This window comes from Chitiniphilus eburneus (genome assembly GCF_005048205.1).
Lineage (GTDB): Bacteria > Pseudomonadota > Gammaproteobacteria > Burkholderiales > Chitinibacteraceae > Chitiniphilus > Chitiniphilus eburneus.
In genome coordinates, this window is sequence record NZ_SUMF01000015.1 from 61,263 (window position 1) to 81,915 (window position 20,653).

General features: G+C 65.0%; 11 protein-coding genes. All 11 read left to right on the forward strand.

Annotated features, from left to right (window positions below; all coding sequences use genetic code 11):
- The first annotated feature begins 221 nt into the window (after positions 1–221).
- Positions 222–1,814, forward strand: a complete 1,593-nt coding sequence (locus FAZ21_RS13195) for a M30 family zinc metallopeptidase (protein WP_136773905.1) — start codon at positions 222–224, stop codon at positions 1,812–1,814.
- A 645-nt stretch (positions 1,815–2,459) separates the two neighbouring features.
- Entirely contained in the window at positions 2,460–4,721 is a 2,262-nt protein-coding gene (locus FAZ21_RS13200; protein ID WP_136773906.1) for an ATP-binding protein, read from the forward strand.
- A complete protein-coding gene (locus FAZ21_RS13205; protein WP_136773907.1) occupies positions 4,714–5,199 on the forward strand; it encodes a response regulator in 486 nt (161 codons plus the stop codon). Before FAZ21_RS13200 ends, FAZ21_RS13205 begins: the two co-directional genes overlap by 8 nt.
- Before the next feature lie 2 nt (positions 5,200–5,201).
- Positions 5,202–7,595 (forward strand): PAS domain-containing hybrid sensor histidine kinase/response regulator, encoded by a 2,394-nt coding sequence (locus tag FAZ21_RS13210; protein ID WP_169307389.1) that lies wholly within the window; start codon positions 5,202–5,204, stop codon positions 7,593–7,595.
- Entirely contained in the window at positions 7,592–8,182 is a 591-nt protein-coding gene (locus FAZ21_RS13215) for a biliverdin-producing heme oxygenase (RefSeq protein ID WP_136773909.1), read from the forward strand. The genes FAZ21_RS13210 and FAZ21_RS13215 overlap by 4 nt, the downstream gene beginning before the upstream one ends.
- A 208-nt stretch (positions 8,183–8,390) precedes the next feature.
- Positions 8,391–9,605: an acetylornithine transaminase gene (locus FAZ21_RS13220; RefSeq protein WP_136773910.1), complete on the forward strand. Its 1,215-nt coding sequence runs from the start codon at positions 8,391–8,393 to the stop codon at positions 9,603–9,605.
- A gap of 1,251 nt (positions 9,606–10,856) precedes the next feature.
- On the forward strand, positions 10,857–13,511 hold the full coding sequence (locus FAZ21_RS13225; protein ID WP_136773911.1) for a winged helix-turn-helix domain-containing protein: 2,655 nt from the start codon (positions 10,857–10,859) through the stop codon (positions 13,509–13,511).
- A 1-nt stretch (position 13,512) separates the two neighbouring features.
- Entirely contained in the window at positions 13,513–15,204 is a 1,692-nt protein-coding gene (locus FAZ21_RS13230; RefSeq protein WP_169307390.1) for an EAL domain-containing protein, read from the forward strand.
- Between the two features lie 95 nt (positions 15,205–15,299).
- Positions 15,300–16,016, forward strand: a complete 717-nt coding sequence (gene imuA / locus FAZ21_RS13235; RefSeq protein ID WP_136773913.1) for a translesion DNA synthesis-associated protein ImuA — start codon at positions 15,300–15,302, stop codon at positions 16,014–16,016.
- Positions 16,017–16,024: 8 nt separating this feature from the next.
- Complete coding sequence (locus FAZ21_RS13240; protein ID WP_136773914.1) at positions 16,025–17,464, forward strand: Y-family DNA polymerase; 1,440 nt, start codon at positions 16,025–16,027, stop codon at positions 17,462–17,464.
- Positions 17,461–20,556, forward strand: a complete 3,096-nt coding sequence (locus FAZ21_RS13245) for an error-prone DNA polymerase (RefSeq protein ID WP_136773915.1) — start codon at positions 17,461–17,463, stop codon at positions 20,554–20,556. The genes FAZ21_RS13240 and FAZ21_RS13245 overlap by 4 nt, the downstream gene beginning before the upstream one ends.
- Positions 20,557–20,653: the final 97 nt, after the last annotated feature.

Below are 20,653 nucleotides of genomic sequence, written 5' to 3' on the forward strand. Positions count from 1 at the left end.
TTGCCGGGCGTTGGCTGAAATATTGCTTTCCGATGCACTCAGGGCGACGGGTGGTGGTGCTTTTCCCTTACTTTTCAATGTTTTATTTCCGCCGCCTCTGGCGGTTTTTCGATAGCTTGCTTACATTCCACGGCCGCGCTTCACACAGATGAAGCCGTAAAGCGAGGATCACTTCTGTTTTTACGATTGATTTGCTGTTTTTATTCGTAAGGAATGATCCGATGGATGCTGGTTTGTTCAAGTTGGGCGCCCGCCGTGGTGCGCTGTTGGTGTCGTTATGGCTGGCCGCCTGTGGTGGTGGTGGCGGGGACGAAGCGGGAAGTGCCGCGCCCGAAGTGCCGGAGGCGCCGGCTGCTTCGGTCCAGGTGGCATGCACGGGCGTGGGCTGCGATGCATCGGGCACGGGGTATGGTGGCCATGGGCTGGCGATCCTGGTTTACCGCAACACGGGCGATGTCGCTGCACCGGCTTCGCTGCGGCTGGAGGGCACCAGCGGCAGGACCGTGACGCTGGTGCTGGGCAATGGCAGCGCGCAACCGCAGGTCATGCCTGCCCAATCGGCGGCGCTGGCCGCAGTGGTTGACGTGCCCCAGGCCATCCCGGCGCGCACGGCCAGTCGCAATCCGTTTCGCAACGATTTTGGCGTGGCCGGTACCCCACGTACCGCCGTGCCGGCACTGGCCTGGCAGGTAGGCGATATGCGCAACTGGATCGATGAGGAAGACAGCGCGCATCGCGCCACGCTGCTTCGGCAGACCCGCGCCGGCGATGGCCGGGTGGTCAATCTGTGGCTGGAAGACGGCGAAGCCGGTGGCGGTCGTGTGACCGACGCCATGCTGGACAATCTGATTGCCAGGGTGGCGGGCAGCGGCGATGCGGCGTATGAACTGGTCACCAGACTGGTCGGGCCGGTGTGGGGCGAGCAGCCCTATCCCCACCTGCTGCCGGCCGACGCACCACTGGACGTGGTGCTACTCAATATCGATCGCGATGGCGCGCCGTGGGGGCGTGTCGGCTATTTCTGGTCGCGCAACAATCTGCTCAGGCAGGTGCGGCCGCAGTCGAACGAAGCGCTGGCCATCTTCCTCGATACCGAGACGCTCTACCTGGGCGGCGACATCGGGCGGCGGTACGTGGTCTCCACGCTGGCGCACGAGTTGACCCACATGGCCAATTTCTATCGGCGCGGTGTCGGCATGGCGGCGGCAGGCGATTATGTCTTCGACACCTGGCTGGAAGAACTGACGGCAATGATGGCGGAAGACCTGCTGTCCGCGCGGCTGACCCCCGGCTTCAACGCCACCCGCGACATGCGTCTGCCCAACTGGCTGAAGCACGGCGCCTACAACTGCGACGTGACCGCATTCGACGAGCGCCGCGACGCCACCTGCTATGGCTACAACGTGGCGGGCAGCTACGCGGGCTACCTGCTGCGCCAGTACGGGCCGGCATTGTTGCAACGGTTATCGGCCAGCCAGGTGGACACCGACAGCAAGGCGTTGTTCGAACAGGTGCTGGGCGAGGTGGGTGGGATCGGGCTGGCGGAATCGGTCCGGCGCTGGCAGGCCAGCGTGGCGCTGCTGGCGACCGACGCCCCGGTCGGCTATGGCTATCCGGCGCGCAGCGAGGCGGGCTATGCTTTGCCCGGCATCGACGGGCGCCTGTTCTCCGGCACGCGGGTAATGCCGACTGCATTGCCGGTACGGCTGGCGCCATATGGCGCGGCGGCGCTGGAACAACGGGATGTGGCGGCGCCGTATGCCCAGACGATCCAGTTGCCGGCCAGGGGCACACTGACGGTCGTGGTGCAGTAATACGCCGCGAGCGGGCAAAAAAAGCCCCGACTGCTGTCGGGGCAACGGGAAACGAACCAGCGCGGTCCGAATGCCCGTGGGCTTCCCAGGATTTGCCTGCCGATGGCGGCAAATCCCCAACCCTGGCGAGGAACAGGGTCGTCCGGGTTGGCCGGGCGGGCTCTACCACTATCCACCAATCCCCCGATTGGAGCCCGCCCGCCACGCCTGGACAACACACCTCTTGTTACTGTCGCCCTTGCAACCGGGCTTGGCGCAAGAGTGCGCCGTTGCCCTGGGTGCGGACATCGGACGACTCCGAAAAGCCAGTCTTGCCGCGCCCTTCACGGCGCGTGCGTCAATCGGTGGGCGAGATGGCCGGGTGGCCCGGGGCTTACCTGCGCGGGATTGCGCCGATTGCGTATCGGTTTTTGCCAACCCCCGCTTGCGGGGGCGGCGCTCCCCTGTCCAGGCAGACGGTTTGCCGCATCCGGCCCGTGAAAAATCCCGGCAATGCGGTGATTGCCATGCAGTAACGTCCTGACGTTTCAGCTCAGTGCGCTGCTGCTGAATTAGAATGACGCGCGTTTGCATATGGTGGCCTCGGTCCGAAGCCCCGGTGGCGGACCCCCGAACGACGCAATCCCTGTCTTCAAGGAGTTGTCCATGGCCGAGGTGCAATCATTGGCTGCCGGTATCGCGCAGTGCGCCCAGGAGCCGATCCGCATCCCAGGCAGCATTCAGCCGCATGGCTTTCTGCTGGCGCTGGAAGAACCGTCGTTGCGCATTCGCCACGCCAGTAGCTCGGTCGCCGACTGGTTGGGCCTGCCACCCGAAGCGTTGCTGGGCCGCACGCTGGCGGAACTGCTGGCGCCCGATGAGACGATCACGGCTACCTTGTCCGGACTGGTGAAGGAAGACGCCAGTGTCTTTTACCTGGGTGAGCTGGCGCTACGTCGCGGCGATGACGCGATGGGGCGCTTTCAACTGGTGGCACATCGCTACGCGGACCTGCTGATTGCCGAGTTCGAGCCGGCGCAGGACGGTGGCGGCCCCGCCTTCAGCACCATGTATCCCCTGGTGAGCACATTCGTCGCGCGCCTTCAGCATGCTGATGACGTCGAGCGCCTGTGCCAGTTGGCGGCCGAAGAGGTCCAACGCATCATCGGCTTTGGCCGCGCGCTGGTGTACCGCTTCGATCGCGATGGGCACGGCCAGGTGCTGGCCGAAGCCAACACCGATGGCTATCCAAGTTATCTGGGGCAACACTTTCCCGCCAGCGACATCCCGGCGCAGGCGCGCGAGCTGTACCTGCTGAACCGGCTGCGGGTGATCCACGACGCCGATTACCGCCCCTCGCCGCTGGTGCCGGCGTTCGATCCCGCCACGGGCGCCCCGCTGGATCTCAGTTTCTCGATGTTGCGCAGCGTGTCGCCGGTACACCTGCAATACATGCGTAACATGGGCACGCTGGCGTCGATGTCGATCTCGCTGGTGGTGGAGGGCCGGTTGTGGGGGCTGATCTCGTGCCACCACGCCACGCCGCACCCCGTGCCATTCCATGTGCGGACCGCCTGCGAACTGCTGGGGCGCATCGTGTCGCTGCAGATCGAAGCCAAGGAAGCGCACGCCGAAGCAGACCGCCGTCTGGAGCTGCGCCGGCTGATCGTACAGATGTTGTCCGCGATGGCCGATCGCGACAGCGTGGCCGCCGGGCTGCTTGCCGTGCAGGATGCTTTCCTCGCTTTCGGCCGTGCCTGCGGCGGCGCGGTGGTGGCGGCCCAGCGCTGCGACCTGATCGGCCGTACGCCCGATGCGCCGCAGGTGGCGGAGCTGGCCGACTGGCTGCGCGGCCGCGATGCGCGCGAGGTGTTCCGGAGCGACAACGTCGGCCGCGACGTGCCGGAATTGCCCGGGCTCGCCCAGCGCATCGGTGGTTTCATGGCGGTGCCGATCTCCGAACTGCATGCGCATTATCTGATCTGGTTTCGCGATGAGCACGTACGCACCATCGACTGGGCCGGTCAGCCGGCCAAGGATGCCGACGCCGATGGCCGCCTCTCGCCGCGCGCCAGCTTTGCCTCGTGGCGTGAAACGGTGGGCGGGCACAGCCTGCCATGGGATCAGGTCGAGGCCGACAGCGCGCTGGAGCTGCGCAACGCGGTGTTGGGCATCGTGCTGCGCAAGGCCGAGGAACTGGGGCTGATGGCTGAGGAACTGCAAAAGACCAACAAGGAGCTGGAGGCGTTTTCCTATAGCGTGTCGCATGACCTGCGCGCACCGCTGCGCCATATCGCCGGTTACGCCGAGCTACTGGAAAACTACGACGGCAAACAATTGTCCGAGCGCGGCCATCGCTATCTGGACCACATCGCGCAGTCGGTGCGCTTCGCCGGCACGCTGGTGGACAACCTGCTGACCTTCTCGCAAATGGGCCGCTCCGCGCTGCGACCCCACCGCATCGACCTCAATGCCATCATCGAATCGGTCCGCCGTGAAATGGCCCCCGATTTCGAAGGCCGCGACATCGAATGGGTGATCCATCCCCTGCCGCACCTGACGGCGGACGCGGCTTTCATCCATCTGGCATTGCGTAACCTGGTGGCCAATGCAATCAAATATACGGGCGCGCGCACGCACGCGAGGATAGAGATCGGCAGCGAGGATCGCCCCGACGAGGTGGTGGTCTACGTGCGCGACAATGGCGTGGGTTTCGACATGGAATACGTTGGCAAACTGTTCGGCGTGTTCCAGCGCCTGCACCGGATGGAAGAATTCGAAGGAACCGGCATCGGACTCGCCAGCGTGCGCCGCATCATCGAGCGCCACGACGGACGGGTCTGGGCCGAGGGTGCGCTGGATCGGGGAGCCACCTTCTACTTTGCCTTGCCCAAACGCCGCGCCGTGCGTGGAGGATCGCATGCTTAAGCCCATCCTCCTGGTGGAGGACAATCCCAACGACCTGGAACTGACACTGGTGGCGCTGGAGCGCAGCCAACTCGCCAACGAAGTGATCGTGGTGCGCGACGGCGTCGAGGCGCTGGATTACCTGTTCCGCCGCGATCGGTATGCGACGCGGCCTGACGGCAACCCGGCGGTGATCCTGCTGGATCTCAAGTTGCCCAAGGTGGATGGGCTGGAAGTACTGAAAGTGGTACGCGAATCGCCAGACCTGCGCAGCGTGCCGACGGTGATGCTGACCTCGTCGCGCGAAGAACCTGATCTGGCGCGCGCCTATGCGCTGGGAGTGAATGCCTACGTGGTGAAACCGGTGGAGTTTCGCGATTTCCTGGGGGCGATCTCCGACCTGGGCATGTTCTGGGCCGTGCTGAACGAGCCACCGCCCGGCTCCACCCGGCTGGGCGCGCGCCGGCGGGCGCCGGATCGGGACAGTGAACCCGAGTGACCATGCCCGGACTGGAAGCCATTTCCCTGTTACTGATCGAGGACGACGCGCGCGATGCGGAGCTGCTGCTGGTCGCATTGGAGCGCGCCGGCTACGCGCTCGATCCGATGCTGGTCGCCAGCGAGGCCGACCTGCGCGCCGCACTGGCGCGGCGGCCGTTCACGCTGATCCTGTCCGACTTCCTGTTGCCGGGGTTTTCCGGCGAGAAGGCGCTGCACATCGCGCTGGAGCAGGCGCCGGAGGTGCCGTTCATCTTCGTATCCGGTGTGTCGGGCGAAGAGCACGCGGTGGACATGATGCGCCAGGGCGCCACCGACTATGTGCTCAAGCAGTCGCTCAAGCTGTTGCCCAAGGCCGTGGAGCGCGCGCTGCTGATCTCCGGCGAACGCGCCGAGCGACGTCGTATGGCCAGTGCACTGCTGGCCAGCGAAATCAACACCCGGCTTGCGGTGGACGCGGCGCAACTGGGCATGTGGGACTACGAGCCGCCGACGGGTACGCTCACCTGGGATCGTCGCTGCAAAGCGATGTTCGGGCTGTCGCCGCAAGCCGAAATCGATCTGGAGCTGTTCGGCCGGCATGTCCACCCCGAGGACCGCGCCCGCATGCTGGCGCTGGTTGCTGAAGCCACTACCATCGAAAGTTCGAGCGGCTACAGCGCTGAATACCGGATATTCACCTTCCAGGGCGAGGAGCGCTGGGTGGTAACGCGCGGGCAGGCGTTTTTCGAACGCGGCCGCTGCACGCGCTTCATCGGTGTGCTCCAGGACATCACCGAGCGCAAGCAGGCCGACCAGGCCATGCGCGACATGAACGAAGAGCTGGAGCGCCGGGTGAAGGAGCGCACCCGCGAGCGCGACCGCACCTGGCAACTGTCGCGCGACTTGCTGGTGGTGGCCGGTACCGATACCGTGGTGCTGGCGCTCAACCCGGCCTGGCGCGACACCCTGGGCTGGGAAGAGCGCGATCTGCTCGACCGGCAATTGCTGGAGATCGTTCACCCGGAGGATCGCGAGGATACGCGGGCGATGGCGCGGCGGCTTGCGGCCGGGCAGATCGAGTCCCGCTTCGAGAACCGCTGCCGCGACCGGAGGGGCGCCTATCACTGGATCGCCTGGACCGCCGTGCCCGAAGACGGGCGCGTCTATGGCTCGGGACGCGACATCACGCTGGAAAAACTGGCGTTGTACGAACTCGCGCACGCCAACCGCGCGTTGCTGGGGCAGATCGAAGAGCGCGAGCAGGTCGAAGCCACGCTGCAACAGATGCAGCGGCTGGAGGCGGTCGGCCAGCTCACCGCGGGGGTGGCGCATGATTTCAATAACCTGTTGACGGTGATCCTGAGCAACGCCGCCTTCCTGGCGCGCGGCGTGAGCAAGGGTGCGGAGCCGGACAAACTGCAACAGTACGCCTCGCGTATTCGCGAGGCGGGCGAACGGGGCGCCAAGCTCACCGCGCAGTTGCTGTCGTTCTCGCGTCGGCAGCGGCTGGCGCCGCAGGTACTGGACCTGAACGCTACCATCGCCGGCATGCTGGATCTGCTGCGCAGCACGCTGGGCGGCAGCATCGGCGTCGAAACGATGCTGGCGCGCGAGCCGTGGCTGGCGCTGGTGGACCCCACCCAGGTGGAGCTGATCATCCTGAATCTGGCGATCAATGCGCGCGATGCCATGGAGGGCGGCGGCCAGCTGTGGTTGACCACCTCCAACCAGACGCTGGCCCAGCCGCCGTCCCGGCCGGAGGAGCCCGAGCCCGGCGAGTACGTCGTGCTGTCGGTGCGCGATACGGGCAGCGGCATGCCGCCCGATGTGCTGGCCAAGGCGTTCGAGCCCTTTTTCACCACCAAGGAGCCTGGCAAGGGGTCCGGCCTGGGACTGGCGCAGGTTTTCGGCTTCGCCAAGCAGTCGGGCGGCGGCGTCTGCATCCAGAGCCAGGCGGGGCAGGGCACTACGGTCAACGTCTACCTGCCCCGCGCGAGCGGCGAGATCGCGCGCCCCGTCGAAGCGCCGGCGGAGCCGGTGGTCAACCAGCGGCGCACCGTGATGTTGGTGGACGACGACAATGCCGTGCGCGAAGTTACCGCCACGCAGCTCCAGGAGCTGGGCTATCGCGTGATCGAGGTGGGCAGTGGCGCCCTGGTGCTCGAGTTGCTGTCGCAAGGCGTGCAGCCTGACCTGCTGCTGGCGGACTTCGCCATGCCGGGCATGAATGGCGGCGAGCTGGCGCGGCGGGTCCGCGAGCGCTGGCCCAGGCTGCCCATCCTGTTCATCAGCGGCTACGCCGATTTGCGCCGTGCTGACCTGGAGGACATCGACGTGGTGCAAAAACCGTTCGGCAAGGCAGATCTCGTTACCCGGATCGAACGCGCTTTCCTGCAAGGCGGTGCCGCCGGATGAGCCACGATTCGTTACGCGCCCGGCTGCGCCATGCCACCGCGCCGTACCACGCGCGGGTGGATGCCTGTTTTTCGGTGTTCGATCTGGGGAGCGTCGAGGGCTACCGCGCCTTCCTGGCCGCGCATGCGGCTGCGCTCTGGCCGCTGGAACTTGGCCTGGAAGCCGCCGGGGTCGAGAACTTGCTGACGGACTGGCCGGCTCGCCGCCGCCGGGGAGCGCTGGCGCGCGATCTGGTGCGCCTGGGCATGGCACCGCCCGATGATGGCGGTGTCGTTCCGTTGCGGCTGACGGATGCGGCCGAATGCTGGGGCGCTCTCTACACGCTGGAAGGGTCGCGCCTGGGCGGAACGGTGTTGGCGCGTCGCGTGGCGACGGCTCCCGTGCTGGCCGGCTGCCTGGATTACCTGAGCCACGGCGCGGGGCAGGCATTGTGGCCCGGCTTTGTCGCACAACTGGAACTCGCCGCCGCCCGGCTACCGTGGCCGGCGATCTGCGTTGGCGCCTGCGCCGCGTTCGAGATTTTCGATGTTGCCGCGCACAACACGATTGACAGCGCCACACCGCATCTTGCAGGATCAACCTCATGAACGCCTGCCGCCTCCCCCTTCCGCAACAACGACGAGCCGCCGCACGAGCCCGAGCCTGGGCCGGTCGTGGCGCGTCGTGGACGGGCCGGGAGCCGGAGGCCGCGTCCAGCGCATAACGCCTCCTTCCCCGCTTTTCCCCGAAAAGGGCCACGGAAATCACCGTGGCCCTTTTTGTTTTTCTCCACCGCCCCCAAAAGGAACCGCCGTCATGTCCCCGTTGCAGCGCAAGCAATGCCTGATGAATACCGTGATCCGCCCCGAACTCGTCTTCGTGCGTGGCCAGGGCGCCTGGCTGTATGACCAGGCCGGGCTGGCTTATCTGGACTGGGTGCAGGGCTGGGCGGTGAACGCGCTGGGCCACTCGCCCGAGGTGGTGACGGCGGCGCTGGCGCGACAGTCCTCGACGCTGCTCAACGCCAGTCCGGGTTTCTATCACCCGCCATTGCTGGCGTTGGCGGAAAAGCTGGTTGCCGCCAGCGTGTTCGATCAGGTGTTCTTCATCAATTCCGGGGCCGAAGCCAACGAAGGCGCGATCAAGCTGGCACGCAAGTGGGGCCGGCTGCACAAGGATGGCGCCTACGAAATCATCACCTTCGCCAACGGTTACCACGGGCGCACGCTGGCCACGATGTCCGCCACTGGCAAGCCCGGCTGGGACACTTACTATCCGCCGCAGGTGCCGGGCTTTCCCAAGGCAGGGTTCAACGATCTGGAGAGCGTGGCGGCGCTGATCGGTCCTTCCACCGTGGCAATCATGCTGGAGCCGGTGCAGGGCGAGGGCGGCGTGATTCCCGCCAGCGAGGCATTCATCCATGGGTTGCGCGCGCTATGCGACCGTCACGGGCTGATTTTGATCTTCGACGAAGTACAGACGGGCTGCGGCCGGACAGGCGAGCTGTTTGCCTATCAGCACTACAGCGTGATGCCGGACATCATGACACTGGGCAAGGGCCTGGGGGGCGGCGTGCCGTTGTCCGCCTTGCTCGCGCGCCAGCAGTACTGCTGCTTCGAGCCGGGGGACCAGGGGGGCACATTCTCCGGCGCGCCGCTGGCGTGCGCGGTGGGCGCCGCGGTGCTGGATGTGATCGCCCAGCCGGCGTTCCTGGACAACGTGCGTGAACGTGGCCGGCAATTGCATGCGGGCCTGGAACGGTTGTCGGCCCGCCATGGCCTGGGTGAAGTGCGCGGGCAGGGGTTGCTGCTGGCCCTGGTGCTGCCCGATGGCGATGCACCGGTGCTGGTGGAGCAAGCGCGTGCCCAGGGGCTGCTGCTCAATGCGCCACGCGCGAACTGCCTGCGCATGATGCCGGCGTTGAATAGCACTGCGGCGGAAATCGAAGAGGGCCTGGTGTTGCTGGATCGCACGCTGGCGGCCTGGCATCTGCTGCGGCACCCCAGCCCGCGCCGTGCCGAGTTGGCCTGAGCCGCGCGCCATTGCGCTCCTCCCCAAGGGGGACAGCCGGGCGCGGGAGGTTCCGGCATCCCCGGTCAGCGATAAGCGTGCACGATCCGTGACGTGCTACGGGGGGCTGCTTATCCATTTCCCAGGGCTTGTCTCCCCATAGAGGGATGCAAGCCTTTTTTGATCGCCCGCCACCTGCCCACCCGTGGGAGGGGAATGTCAGTCATTTACAACATGTAGGGCCACCATTGGCTTCAGGATTGAAACTACATCCGTGGCATAATCATGATTTCTTTTAATTTGCTTATACAAACCTTATGAGATTAGAAATATGGTTTCGTGATGAAATAACCGGCGTTGATAACTTGCACCTTTTGCTTTCGTTTCCGGCCAATCCAGCCTCTGACAATTACATTTCCCGATTTTATTGAATTGGCTTGTGATGACATTGAAAATGAAAGAAAAGAGATTTCTAAGATAGTGAGGATTGAAAATTGAGTGAAAACCTATGGTTATATCGTGAAGGGATATGCCATATGGAATGTGTTATCAAAATCTAGATTTGCATCCACAGCAATACGTCAATCACTATTTCGGGTTGCAATGCCTTACTTAACGGCATTTTCTTGATCTGCATCAATTGTTTTGCTTGTTGCACCGCAGCATGGCTTTTTTCCCAAGCGCTTTGATTCAAAATTGAGAAACTTCTGATGTACCTCCCCCGTGGGAGGGGATGATTCTAATCGACTGATTTAAAATACTTTCCATCCGATTTTCAGCTAAAAAAAGAAGGTAGGGGGCGGGGTGGGATGATCTCCCCTCCTGTTGGTAAGAGTCCTTGGATGTTTTTGCCAGAGCCGACCGCTCGAGAGATTGATTCGAGCAGTAGGCAATACCAAAGCATGGGCTGTGATTTCAAGTGCCGCGTTTGATCGCTTGTTTGAGCGGCAAGAAGAGCGGCCGTGGTTCAGCACAAATCCAGAGCAATCTGCTGTCGGTGAAGGAAAGATTCAAACACTATGAGGAAGGAAAGGTAGAAGCCGGAGCAAAGCGGGGCGCCTTGAGTGCATCGCCAGGCGCATTGCCTGCTTGCGGGGTCAACAAAAAACGAACCATTGGATGACTGTGCACGCCAGCGCTCGACATCGGGCAGGCTGGGTGGACAGTTGAAGAGGGCACGCGGGCACCAGAAGCCGGGCCCGCGATGAGTCAGTGCCGAAGCGGTGTGGGGGGCATCACTTCGGCGTCATTGGCATCCGAATCGAGAGAAGCATGGATAAAATGAACGAACACGTGGCATACCGTGCCGTTGCACAAAAGCTGGTTCCCCCCGATCTGGTCGGGCATGTATTGCAACGCCCCGAACTGATGTCCAGGTTGGTGTCGATGCGCGCTCATCGCATCACGGTGCTGCACGCACCGGCCGGGTACGGCAAGACATTCAGCATGCGCATGTTCTACAACCAGTTGTCCGAAGCGGGCGAACAGGTGGCCTGGGTGTCGATCGACACCGCCGATTGCGACCTGCCACGCCTGTTGCTCCTGCTCCGCGCCGCGTTGTTCGGACTGGATGGCGGCGGTGAAAAGCTGCTGTTCGAAGCGCCTCCCTGCACCTTGTTCCTGGATGATTTCGAACGACTGCTGAGCAAGGGAGCGGCCTTCAATCCCATCGCCCTGTTGGCCGACATCCTGCCCGCCCATGTGCGGCTGGTGCTCGGAACCCGGGTATTGGGCAGCTCCGGCCTGGCGCGCTATCGCGTGTCGCAGGTATTGGCCGAACTGGATTGCTCCGTGCTGCGGTTCTCGCGCCAGGAAGCGGATACCTACTTCAAGATGGTGTGCAAGCGGGATTGCCCGCCGGAACTGCTGGCGTTGGTCTATCAACGCACCGAAGGCTGGCCTGCCGCCCAGCAACTGATCGCTCTGGCATTCAACCAGCCGCGCGCAGGCTTCGATCCGCTGCAAAATGCGCTGTTGCCGCAGGAGCTGACCGAATACCTGGCGGACGAAGTATTCGAAGTGCAGAGCCGCAACCTGCGGGAATTCCTGCTCGATACCGCCATGCTCTGCCTCTTTACCGCCGAACTGTGCGATCACCTGCTCCAGCGCAACAACAGCCAGGCGATGATCGACGAATTGCTCGGACAGGGGTTGCCGCTGCAATCGCGTGCCGATGGCTGGTACAGCTATCACCCGCTGTTTGCCGAACAGTTGCGCCGGATCGGTGCCGAACGGCCAACCCAGGAATCCCGGGAGCTGGCATTGCGTGCTGGCCACTGGTTCCTGGAAAAGGAACGCCCACACGATGCCATCGGCTATCTGCTGCGCGCGCAAGCCTATGAAGAAGCCATTGCCGTACTGGATTCGGTGGCGCAATCGATGTTGGTCAGGGCGCAGTTCAATACGCTGATCGACTGGTGCGGCCGCTTGCCGCGACGCATCCTCAAACAGCACCGCATGCTCTGCATCCTGTACGGCACCGCGCTGGCCTATGCCGGCGAGGGCAGGCAGGCCCGTTTCTGGCTGCGCTATCTTGCCCTGGTCGGCCGAAGCCGGCCGGACGATGTCGCTTTCAATGAAAGCGTGCGTTCGCTGGAGCTGCTGATACGCCAGTTCGGGCTGCCGGACTACGCCTACGTCAACCGCGTTGTCGAGGAATCGCGCTCCTTGCTCGAACATGGCAACCCGCTGGTGCGCGGCCGGGAAGCCACGCTGCTGGCCTTGGTCGCGCTTTCGCGCAGCGATTTTGTCCAGGCCGAGCAATGCGTGATGGAGGCCAAGCGCATCCACCGTGCGGCCGGCAACATGGTGGGCCTGGGCAACATCTTTTACGTGGAGGCCGCCGTGGCGGCCACGCAGGGACGCCTGGTCGAAGCGCTGGCGCACATCGATTCCGTGGATCGCATGACCAACCATGCCGACAGCTATGTCGCGCCGGGGCTGTTGCATCTGTTCTCGGCAGGTTTCCGCATGCAGGTTGCTTATGAACTGGGCCGGATGACCGAGGTGGATGGCTTCCTCAACCGCTACGGCGAAGTGGTCCGCAAGGCTGCATCGTTCCAGTCGGTGCTATCGCTGGCGCTGGTGGAGGCGCGCATCGCGGCCATGCGCAACAACCCCGGCTTCGCCGTACAACTGCTGGACGATCTGGCCAACTATCACCCGCTGGCGCAGACCCTGGAAGGCCAGCGTATGATCGATTTCGAACTGGCCCGGCTGGCGATCAACGCCGGCAATCAAAGCAAGATCCAGGCATATGCCGATCTGTTGCTGCAAACCCCGTTCGATCTGGAACAACTGGCCCATCTCTCGCCCGCCGAGGATGCAGAAGGCGCGGGACTGGCGCATGCGCGACTGATGTTGCATAGCGGCGGCGACTGGCTGCTGCGCGGGCTGGCGTTGTTGCAGGCGCTGCTGGAGCATGCAGAGCGCAGTGGCCGGCGCTGGCGCCAGAACAAGCTGCTGATCCTGTATGCGGTGGGCTTGCGCCTGGCAGGCAACGAGCCCGCCGCCTGTGAGGCAATGGGAGAAGCGGTGCGCCTGGCCGGTGAAACCGGTGTGATGCGTTCCTTCTTCGACGAAGGCCCCAATGCCCTGGCCCTGCTGGGCATGCTCAACCAGCAGAAGGGCCTGGCGCTGACGCCGTCGCAACAGGCGCACTTCGATACCCTGCTGGGCCAGTTGGCTACGCAGCCGGTATCGCAGCGCCCCATGGGCAGCGCTTCGTTGACGCCGCGCGAGCTGGAGATCCTGCGCGCCCTGGCGGCCGGTATCTGCAACAAGCGCATTGCCAAGGACATGGATATCGCCCCCAACACCGTGAAGTGGCATCTGGCATCAATCTACTCCAAGTTGCTGGTACGCAACCGCGTGCAGGCGATCGACCAGGCCCGCCGACAGGGTCTGCTCTATGGCGAGCATGCTTGATATGTTCCAGCGAACCGTATTGCGTGCCGAGATGGAGGACGAGGCCACGATGCCTCGCCCCGGTGGCGGCGCGCAGCGCGGTTTCGCGGCCAAGCGCAAGGTATTGATCATCCTGGCGCTGGCCGTGCCCTTGCTGGTGGCCAACTATGGGATGTATGGCTGGTCCTCGCTGGCCGTGCGCAAGGAGCTGACCAGTACCGCGCAGAGCGTGGAGGCCCAGGCCGCCCTGGCGCTGAAAGCCGCCGCAATCACCACCGGGGAGGTTGCTGACGCACGCTACAGCCAGCGCGGCTGTTTCCTGGGCTCGGTCCAGTTGCTGCAACTGAAGGCGCTCAGCAGCCCCTATGTGCGCTCGCTCAATGTGGTGCGCAACGGCAAGGTCACCTGCTCATCGGTGGGGGGCGCGGTCGATGTCCCCGCCGAACTGTTCGCACCCGGCCTGGCGTTGCGCACCGGTAGCATCCGGTTGCTGCAAAGTCACTGGTTCGGCCTGGAAGCGCCCGGTATCGCCTATGTGCACATGCGCAATGCGCAAGATGGCGTGATCAGCATCATGCACGAGCGGTATTTCCGCGATATGGTCGATCTGCCGAGCAAGGATCGCTACCGCAGCGTGGTGCTGCGGCTGGGTGATCAATATGTCTATGGCGATGGCGGCATGACCGACACGCCCCCGGTTTTCATCAACCAGTTCGTGTCCGTGCGGGATTCGAATGGTGTCCAGGTGTTCGTCGAGGCCTCCCACAAGCTGCGGATGATGTACCTGACCGACAGCGTGGTCACCTGGAACCTCATTGCCGTCGCGATCGGCCTGCTGATGGCGCTGGCGGTGAACTTCTATTACGTACGCGGCCGTTCCTTCGAGCGGATGATGCGCACGGCCATCGCCAATCACGACATCGTGCCCTTCTACCAGCCGGTATACCACGCCGAAGGCGCGCTGCTGGAGGGTGTGGAAATCCTGGCACGCTGGCATAACCCCGGCGAAGGGTATATCGCGCCCGATGTATTCATCCCCTACGCCGAGCGCATGGGATTGATCGACAGCCTGACGCTCAGCCTGATCAAGCAGGTGCAGCACGATCTGGAAAACATCATCCACCTGCCCGTGGGCCGGACCGTGGCGTTGAATGTACCGCCCACCATGTTCGACAAGCCCGAAATGATCGGTGCGCTGGAACGTTTCTCCGGCTTCCTGCAACAGAATGGCCTGCGGTTGGTGCTGGAAGTCACCGAACGCCAGTTCGTCGAGCAGGCAGAGACCGAGCGGATCAGCACCTTCTTCGAATGGCTGCATCGGCAAGGCATCCTGATTTCGCTGGATGACTTTGGCACTGGCTACAGTTCCATGGGCTATCTCAACCGCTTCAACTTCGACTACCTGAAGATCGATGGCGTCTTCGTCAACGGCATTGGCTCCAGCACCACGGCGGAAGGCGTGCTCGACACCATCATCCAGATGGCACAGAAACTGGGTATGAAGACCATCGCGGAAAAGGTGGAAACCAAGGAGCAGGTGTTGTACCTGGTGGGGCGGCAGGTCGATTGTATCCAGGGCTACTATTACGCCAAGCCTGTGCCGGTGACCGAATTGAACCAGTACATCCCCATAGCCGCGCCGATCCATGGCGATGCGACGGACGCCGAATCCCCCGTTCCGGTACCAGCGGGCAACGCCGGCAGCGCAGCCTGAGGCACGGCCTGGCCGACTGTCGCCGGGTGGTTCCACCATCTTGGTTGTAGAACATTCGTTCTATAAACTAAGGCCATCCCTCTTGAGATGGCATCATGTCCCGGCCCCCCGATTCTCCTCACACCTTGCAGCAGGCAATACGCCAGGGTGCCGTCTGGCGTGGCGACCGCTGCCCGCCGATCACCGCGCGGCCCAGTGGCTACCCGGCGCTGGATGCCCAGTTGCCCGGCGGCGGCTGGGGGCTGGGACAGATCAACGAACTGCTGCATCGGCCCGGCCAGGGCGAGCTGGCGTTATTGCTGCCCGCCTTGCGCCGGGTGGCGGAAGAAGGGCGCCCCATCCTGCTGGTCGCTCCGCCGTGGATTCCATACGCTCCGGCCTGGGCGCAGGCCGGTATCCCACTGGCGCAACTGGTGTGGATACGCGCCACTGCGGCCGATGCGCTGTGGGCACTGGAGCAGGCGCTGGCCGAACCCGACTGTGGCGCGGTGCTGGGCTGGGCTGGGCCTCGGCTGGATGATCGCCATGCCCGCAGACTGCAACTGGCGGCTCGGCGCGGTGGCGGGCTGGGTCTGCTGCTGCGCCATGGCGCGCCGGAAAGCGTGGCCTCGCCATTCCCGTTGCGGCTCGCTGTGGCCGCCCAGGGCGACGGCTGGCGCGTGCGCCTGCTCAAACGGCGTGGCCCGCCGCTGAGTGAGCCGCTTTATCTCACCCAGCCCGACAGCTCGTTCCGGCCGCGCCCCGAAAGCCCGCTCCCCTGCCATGCCGGCCTGCTCGAATTCGACGCCACGCCGCGTCGTCGTGCCGCGTAGACCCCGCCATGCTCTGGCTCGCCATCCACCTGCCGCAACTGGCGCTGGACATCTTCCCGCCCATGCCCGACGACGGCACCGCGCTGCAACGGCCGCGTATCGTCGTCGCCAGCCATGGGCGTGGCGAGCGGTTGGCGCTGGTCGATGCGTTGGCCGCCTCGCTGGGGCTGAAGCCGGATATGAAACTGTCTGCCGCGCTGGCGCTGGTCAACGAGCTGACCATCCACCGCCGCAAACCGCAGGCCGAAGCCAGCGCGCTAACGCAACTGGCCGCCTGGGCGCTGCGCTTTACCCCCACCGTCGCCACCGTGCCGCAGACCTTGCTGCTGGAAATCGGCGGCTGCCTGCGCTACTTCGGCGGGCTGGATGCCTTGCGCGCCCAGGTGGAGCAAGGCGTTGCCGCCCAGGGCTACGCGCTGGCGAGCGCCGTTGCGCCCACGCCGCTCGCCGCGCAGTGGCTGGCCTGCCACGGTGACGGTGCGACGGTGACGGCCACGGCCGAACTGCCGACCGCGCTGGCGTCATTGCCGCTGACTGTCCTGGCGCTGGAGCCGGCTCCGGCGCAGACGCTGCGGCAACTCGGCATCGCCAGCCTGGGTCAGTTGCTGGCGCTGCCTCGCGCCGGGCTGGGCCGGCGCGTTGGCAAGCAGTTGCCGCTGGCGCTCGACCGCGCGCTGGGCCACGCGGCCGATCCGCGCGATCCGTTCATTCCGCCCGACCGCTTCGAACGCTGCATCGACCTGGACTGGCCGGTGGAAACGCTGGAGGTCTTCGTCAAACTGGCCGCCCGGCTGCTGGAGGCGCTCGATGCTTTCCTCTCCGGGCGTGGTCTGGGCGTACAGACGCTGTTCTTCCGCTTTACCCATGACGACCACCCCGCCAGCGGCCTGCGGGTGGGTATCGGCCGGCCAACGCGGCGCGCCGCCGAATGGCTGGCGGTGCTGCGTGAACGCATTGTCCACGAACAACTGGTGGCGCCTGCCACCTCGGTTACCCTGGTTGCCGACACCCTGCAACTGCTCGACGGCCGGCCGCTTACCCTGTTCGGCCCGCAGGGTGGCCAGGGCCTGCCCGAGCTATTGCTGGCCCGCCTGGGCGCGCGCCTGGGGCAGGGCGCCGTGATTGGCGTTGCCACCGTTCCCGAGCATCGGCCGGAACGCGCCTGGCGCGAGGCGGCCCCTGGCACCGCCGCCGCTGCGTTGCCGGTCGGCCCGCGCCCCGGCTGGCTGCTGCCGGAGCCCCAGCCCCTGCCATGGCGCAACGAGCGGCCCTGGCATGGGGAGCCGCTGACCTGCCTGGGGCGCGCCGAGCGCATCGAATCGGGCTGGTGGGATGGCGGCGATGTCGCGCGCGACTACTACGTGGCGCAAGGCGAATCGGGCGCGCGCTACTGGATCTTCCACGACTGCCGCGACGGTGGCTGGTGGTTGCACGGGTGTTTCGCATGAACCCCACCCACCCCGCCACGCCCGCGCCGGGCTACGCCGAACTGCACTGCCTGTCCAACTTCTCGTTCCAGCGTGGCGCCTCCAGCGCGCAGGAACTGGTCGAACGCGCCCATGCGCTGGGCTACCGTGCGCTGGCGATCACCGACGAATGTTCGCTGGCCGGCATCGTGCGCGCCCATGTCGCCGCGCGCGACTGCGGCCTCAAACTGCTGGTGGGCGCCGAGTTCGCCCTGGCCGACGGCTTGCGGCTGGCCCTGCTGGCGCCGGATCGCAACGCCTACGGTGACCTGTCCGAACTGATCAGCCTGGGCCGGCGCAATGCCGAAAAAGGCGACTATCACCTCAGTCGCGACGACGTGGAAAGCCTGAGCCGTCGCTTGCTGGCGCTGTGGTTGCCGTCCGATGCGCCGGACGCCGACGATGGGCGCTGGTTCGCCAACCATTTCGCCGAACGCGCCTGGATCGCCGTGGAACTGGTCAACGGCCCGGACGATCAGGGCCGGCTGGCGCAACTGCGCTGGCTGGGCGAGGCCACTGGCCTGCCACTGGTGGCCGCCGGTGATGTCCATATGCATGCGCGCAAGCGCCGGCCATTGCAGGACGTGCTCACTGCCATCCGGGTTGGCCGGCCGGTGGCGCAATGTGGGCTGGCGCTGTTTCCCAATGGCGAGCGCCACCTGCGAAATCGATCCCGCCTCGCGCGGCTCTATCCGCCTGAATTGCTGGCCGAAACGCTGCGTGTTGCTGAGCGCTGCCAGTTCGTCATGTCCGAACTGGCCTATGAATATCCCGCCGAACTGGTACCGCCCGGGCGCACCGCCGCCGAGCACCTCGCAGCACTGACGCAGCAAGGGCTGATGGTGCGTTACCCGGAAGGCATACCGCTCCGTGTCCAGGCGCAGGTGGCGCATGAGCTGGCACTGGTGGCACACCTGCGTTACGAAGCATTCTTCCTCACCGTCCACGACGTGGTCACCTTTGCGCGTGGGCAGAACATCCTGTGCCAGGGGCGTGGCTCGGCCGCCAACTCGGCGGTGTGCTACGCGCTGGGCATTACCGAAGTCCGCCCCGAGGATGGCAACCTGCTGTTCGAACGCTTCATTTCGGTCGAGCGCGGCGAACCGCCCGACATCGACGTCGATTTCGAGCACGATCGCCGCGAAGAGGTGATCCAGTACATCTATGCCAAATATGGCCGCGACCGCGCCGCGCTGGCCGCCACCGTCATCAGCTACCGTACCAAGAGCAGCCTGCGTGATGTCGGTCGCGCCCTGGGTTTTGCCGAAGACCAGCTCGATCGGCTGGCCAAGAACCTGTCGTGGTGGGACGATCCGGCGCTGCTCGGCCAGCGCATGGTCGAAGCCGGTCTGGACCCGGACAGCCGTGCGGTGCGCATGCTGTTGATCCTGGTGCGGCAACTGCGCCGTTTCCCGCGCCACCTGTCGCAGCACGTGGGCGGCTTCGTCATCGCCTGCGGCCCGCTGGCGCGGCTGGTGCCGATCGAAAACGCCGCGATGAAAGACCGTACCGTGATCCAGTGGGACAAGGACGACCTGGAATCGCTGGGCCTGCTCAAAGTGGATGTGCTGGCGCTGGGCATGCTGTCCGCGCTGCGGCGCACGCTACAGATGGTCTCGGCGCTGCGGGGGCGGCCATTCGCCATGCGGGACATTCCGCGTGAAGACCCCGCCGTCTATCGCATGCTGTCGCGTGGCGATTCGATCGGTGTGTTCCAGGTGGAGTCGCGCGCGCAGATGAGCATGCTGCCCCGGCTCAAGCCCGAGAAGTTCTACGACCTGGTGATCGAGGTGGCTATCGTCCGCCCCGGGCCGATCCAGGGCGGCATGGTGCATCCCTACCTGCGGCGGCGCGATGGCATCGAGAAAGTGGAGTATCCCAGCGACGCGGTGCGTGACGTGCTGACGCGTACCCTGGGTGTGCCCATTTTCCAGGAGCAGGTGATGAAACTGGCCGAAGTTGCCGCTGGCTTCACCCCCGGCGAAGCCGACCAGTTGCGCCGCTCGATGGCATCGTGGCGGCAGAGCGGCACGCTGGAGCGTTTCAAGCAGCAACTGTGCGACGGCATGGCCGAGCGGGGCTACGACAGCGAGTACATCGAACGCATCATCCGGCAGATCGAAGGCTTCTCCGACTATGGTTTTCCCGAATCGCACGCCGCCAGCTTTGCCATCCTGGTTTACTTCAGCGCCTGGCTGAAATGCCATGAGCCGGCGGCTTTCCTCTGTGGCCTGCTCAATTCACTGCCGATGGGTTTCTACAGTGCCTCGCAACTGATCCAGGATGGCCGCCGCCACCGGCTGGACGTACGCCCGGTGGACGTACAGATCAGCCAGTGGGAGAGCACGCTGGAGGACAACGGTCAGCCGCAGCCAGCGGTCCGGCTGGGTTTCAACCGCATCAACGGCCTGGGTGAAGCGGTCGGCCTGCGCGTGGCCCAGGCGCGCCCGGCGGGGGGGTATCGCTCGGTGGATGAATTGCAGCGGCTGGCGCAACTGGACAAGCGCGCGCTGGCCGCGCTGACCGAATCCGGCGCGCTGGAAGCGCTGGCCGGCCACCGTCGTGCGGCGCACTGGCGGGTGGCGGGCATCGATCCGGCGCATGACCTGGGTAACACCGATAGCGACGCTGCGCCTGACCTGCTCACTCCGCCCACGCTGGGCCAGGATCTGGTCGCCGACTATCGCAGCATGGCGCTGACCTTGCGCGCTCACCCGGTCAGCCTGCTGCGCGAGCGGTTGTCGCGCGAGCGCATGCATACCGCCGTGGACCTGCGTAATCGCCGCGATGGCCAGCTCGGCCGCGCTTGCGGCATCGTGGTCGGCCGGCAACGTCCCGGCACGGCCAGCGGCGTTACATTCGTTACGCTGGAGGACGAAACCGGCAATGTGAACGTGATCATTTGGCGCGACCTGGCCGACCTGCAACGGCGCGAGCTGCTGACGGCGCGGTTGCTGGCGGTATATGGGGTGGTGCAGCGGGAGGGGCGGGTGGTGCACCTGCTGGCGCAGCGGTTGGTGGATCTGACGGGTCGGTTGGGGGAACTGCCAAGTTCCAGTCGGGATTTTCATTAGGGGGCCGTTGCATTGTTATTTGCAACTGCAACTGCAACTGCAACTGCAACTGCAACTGCAACTGCAACTGCAACTGCAACTGCAACTGCAACTGCAA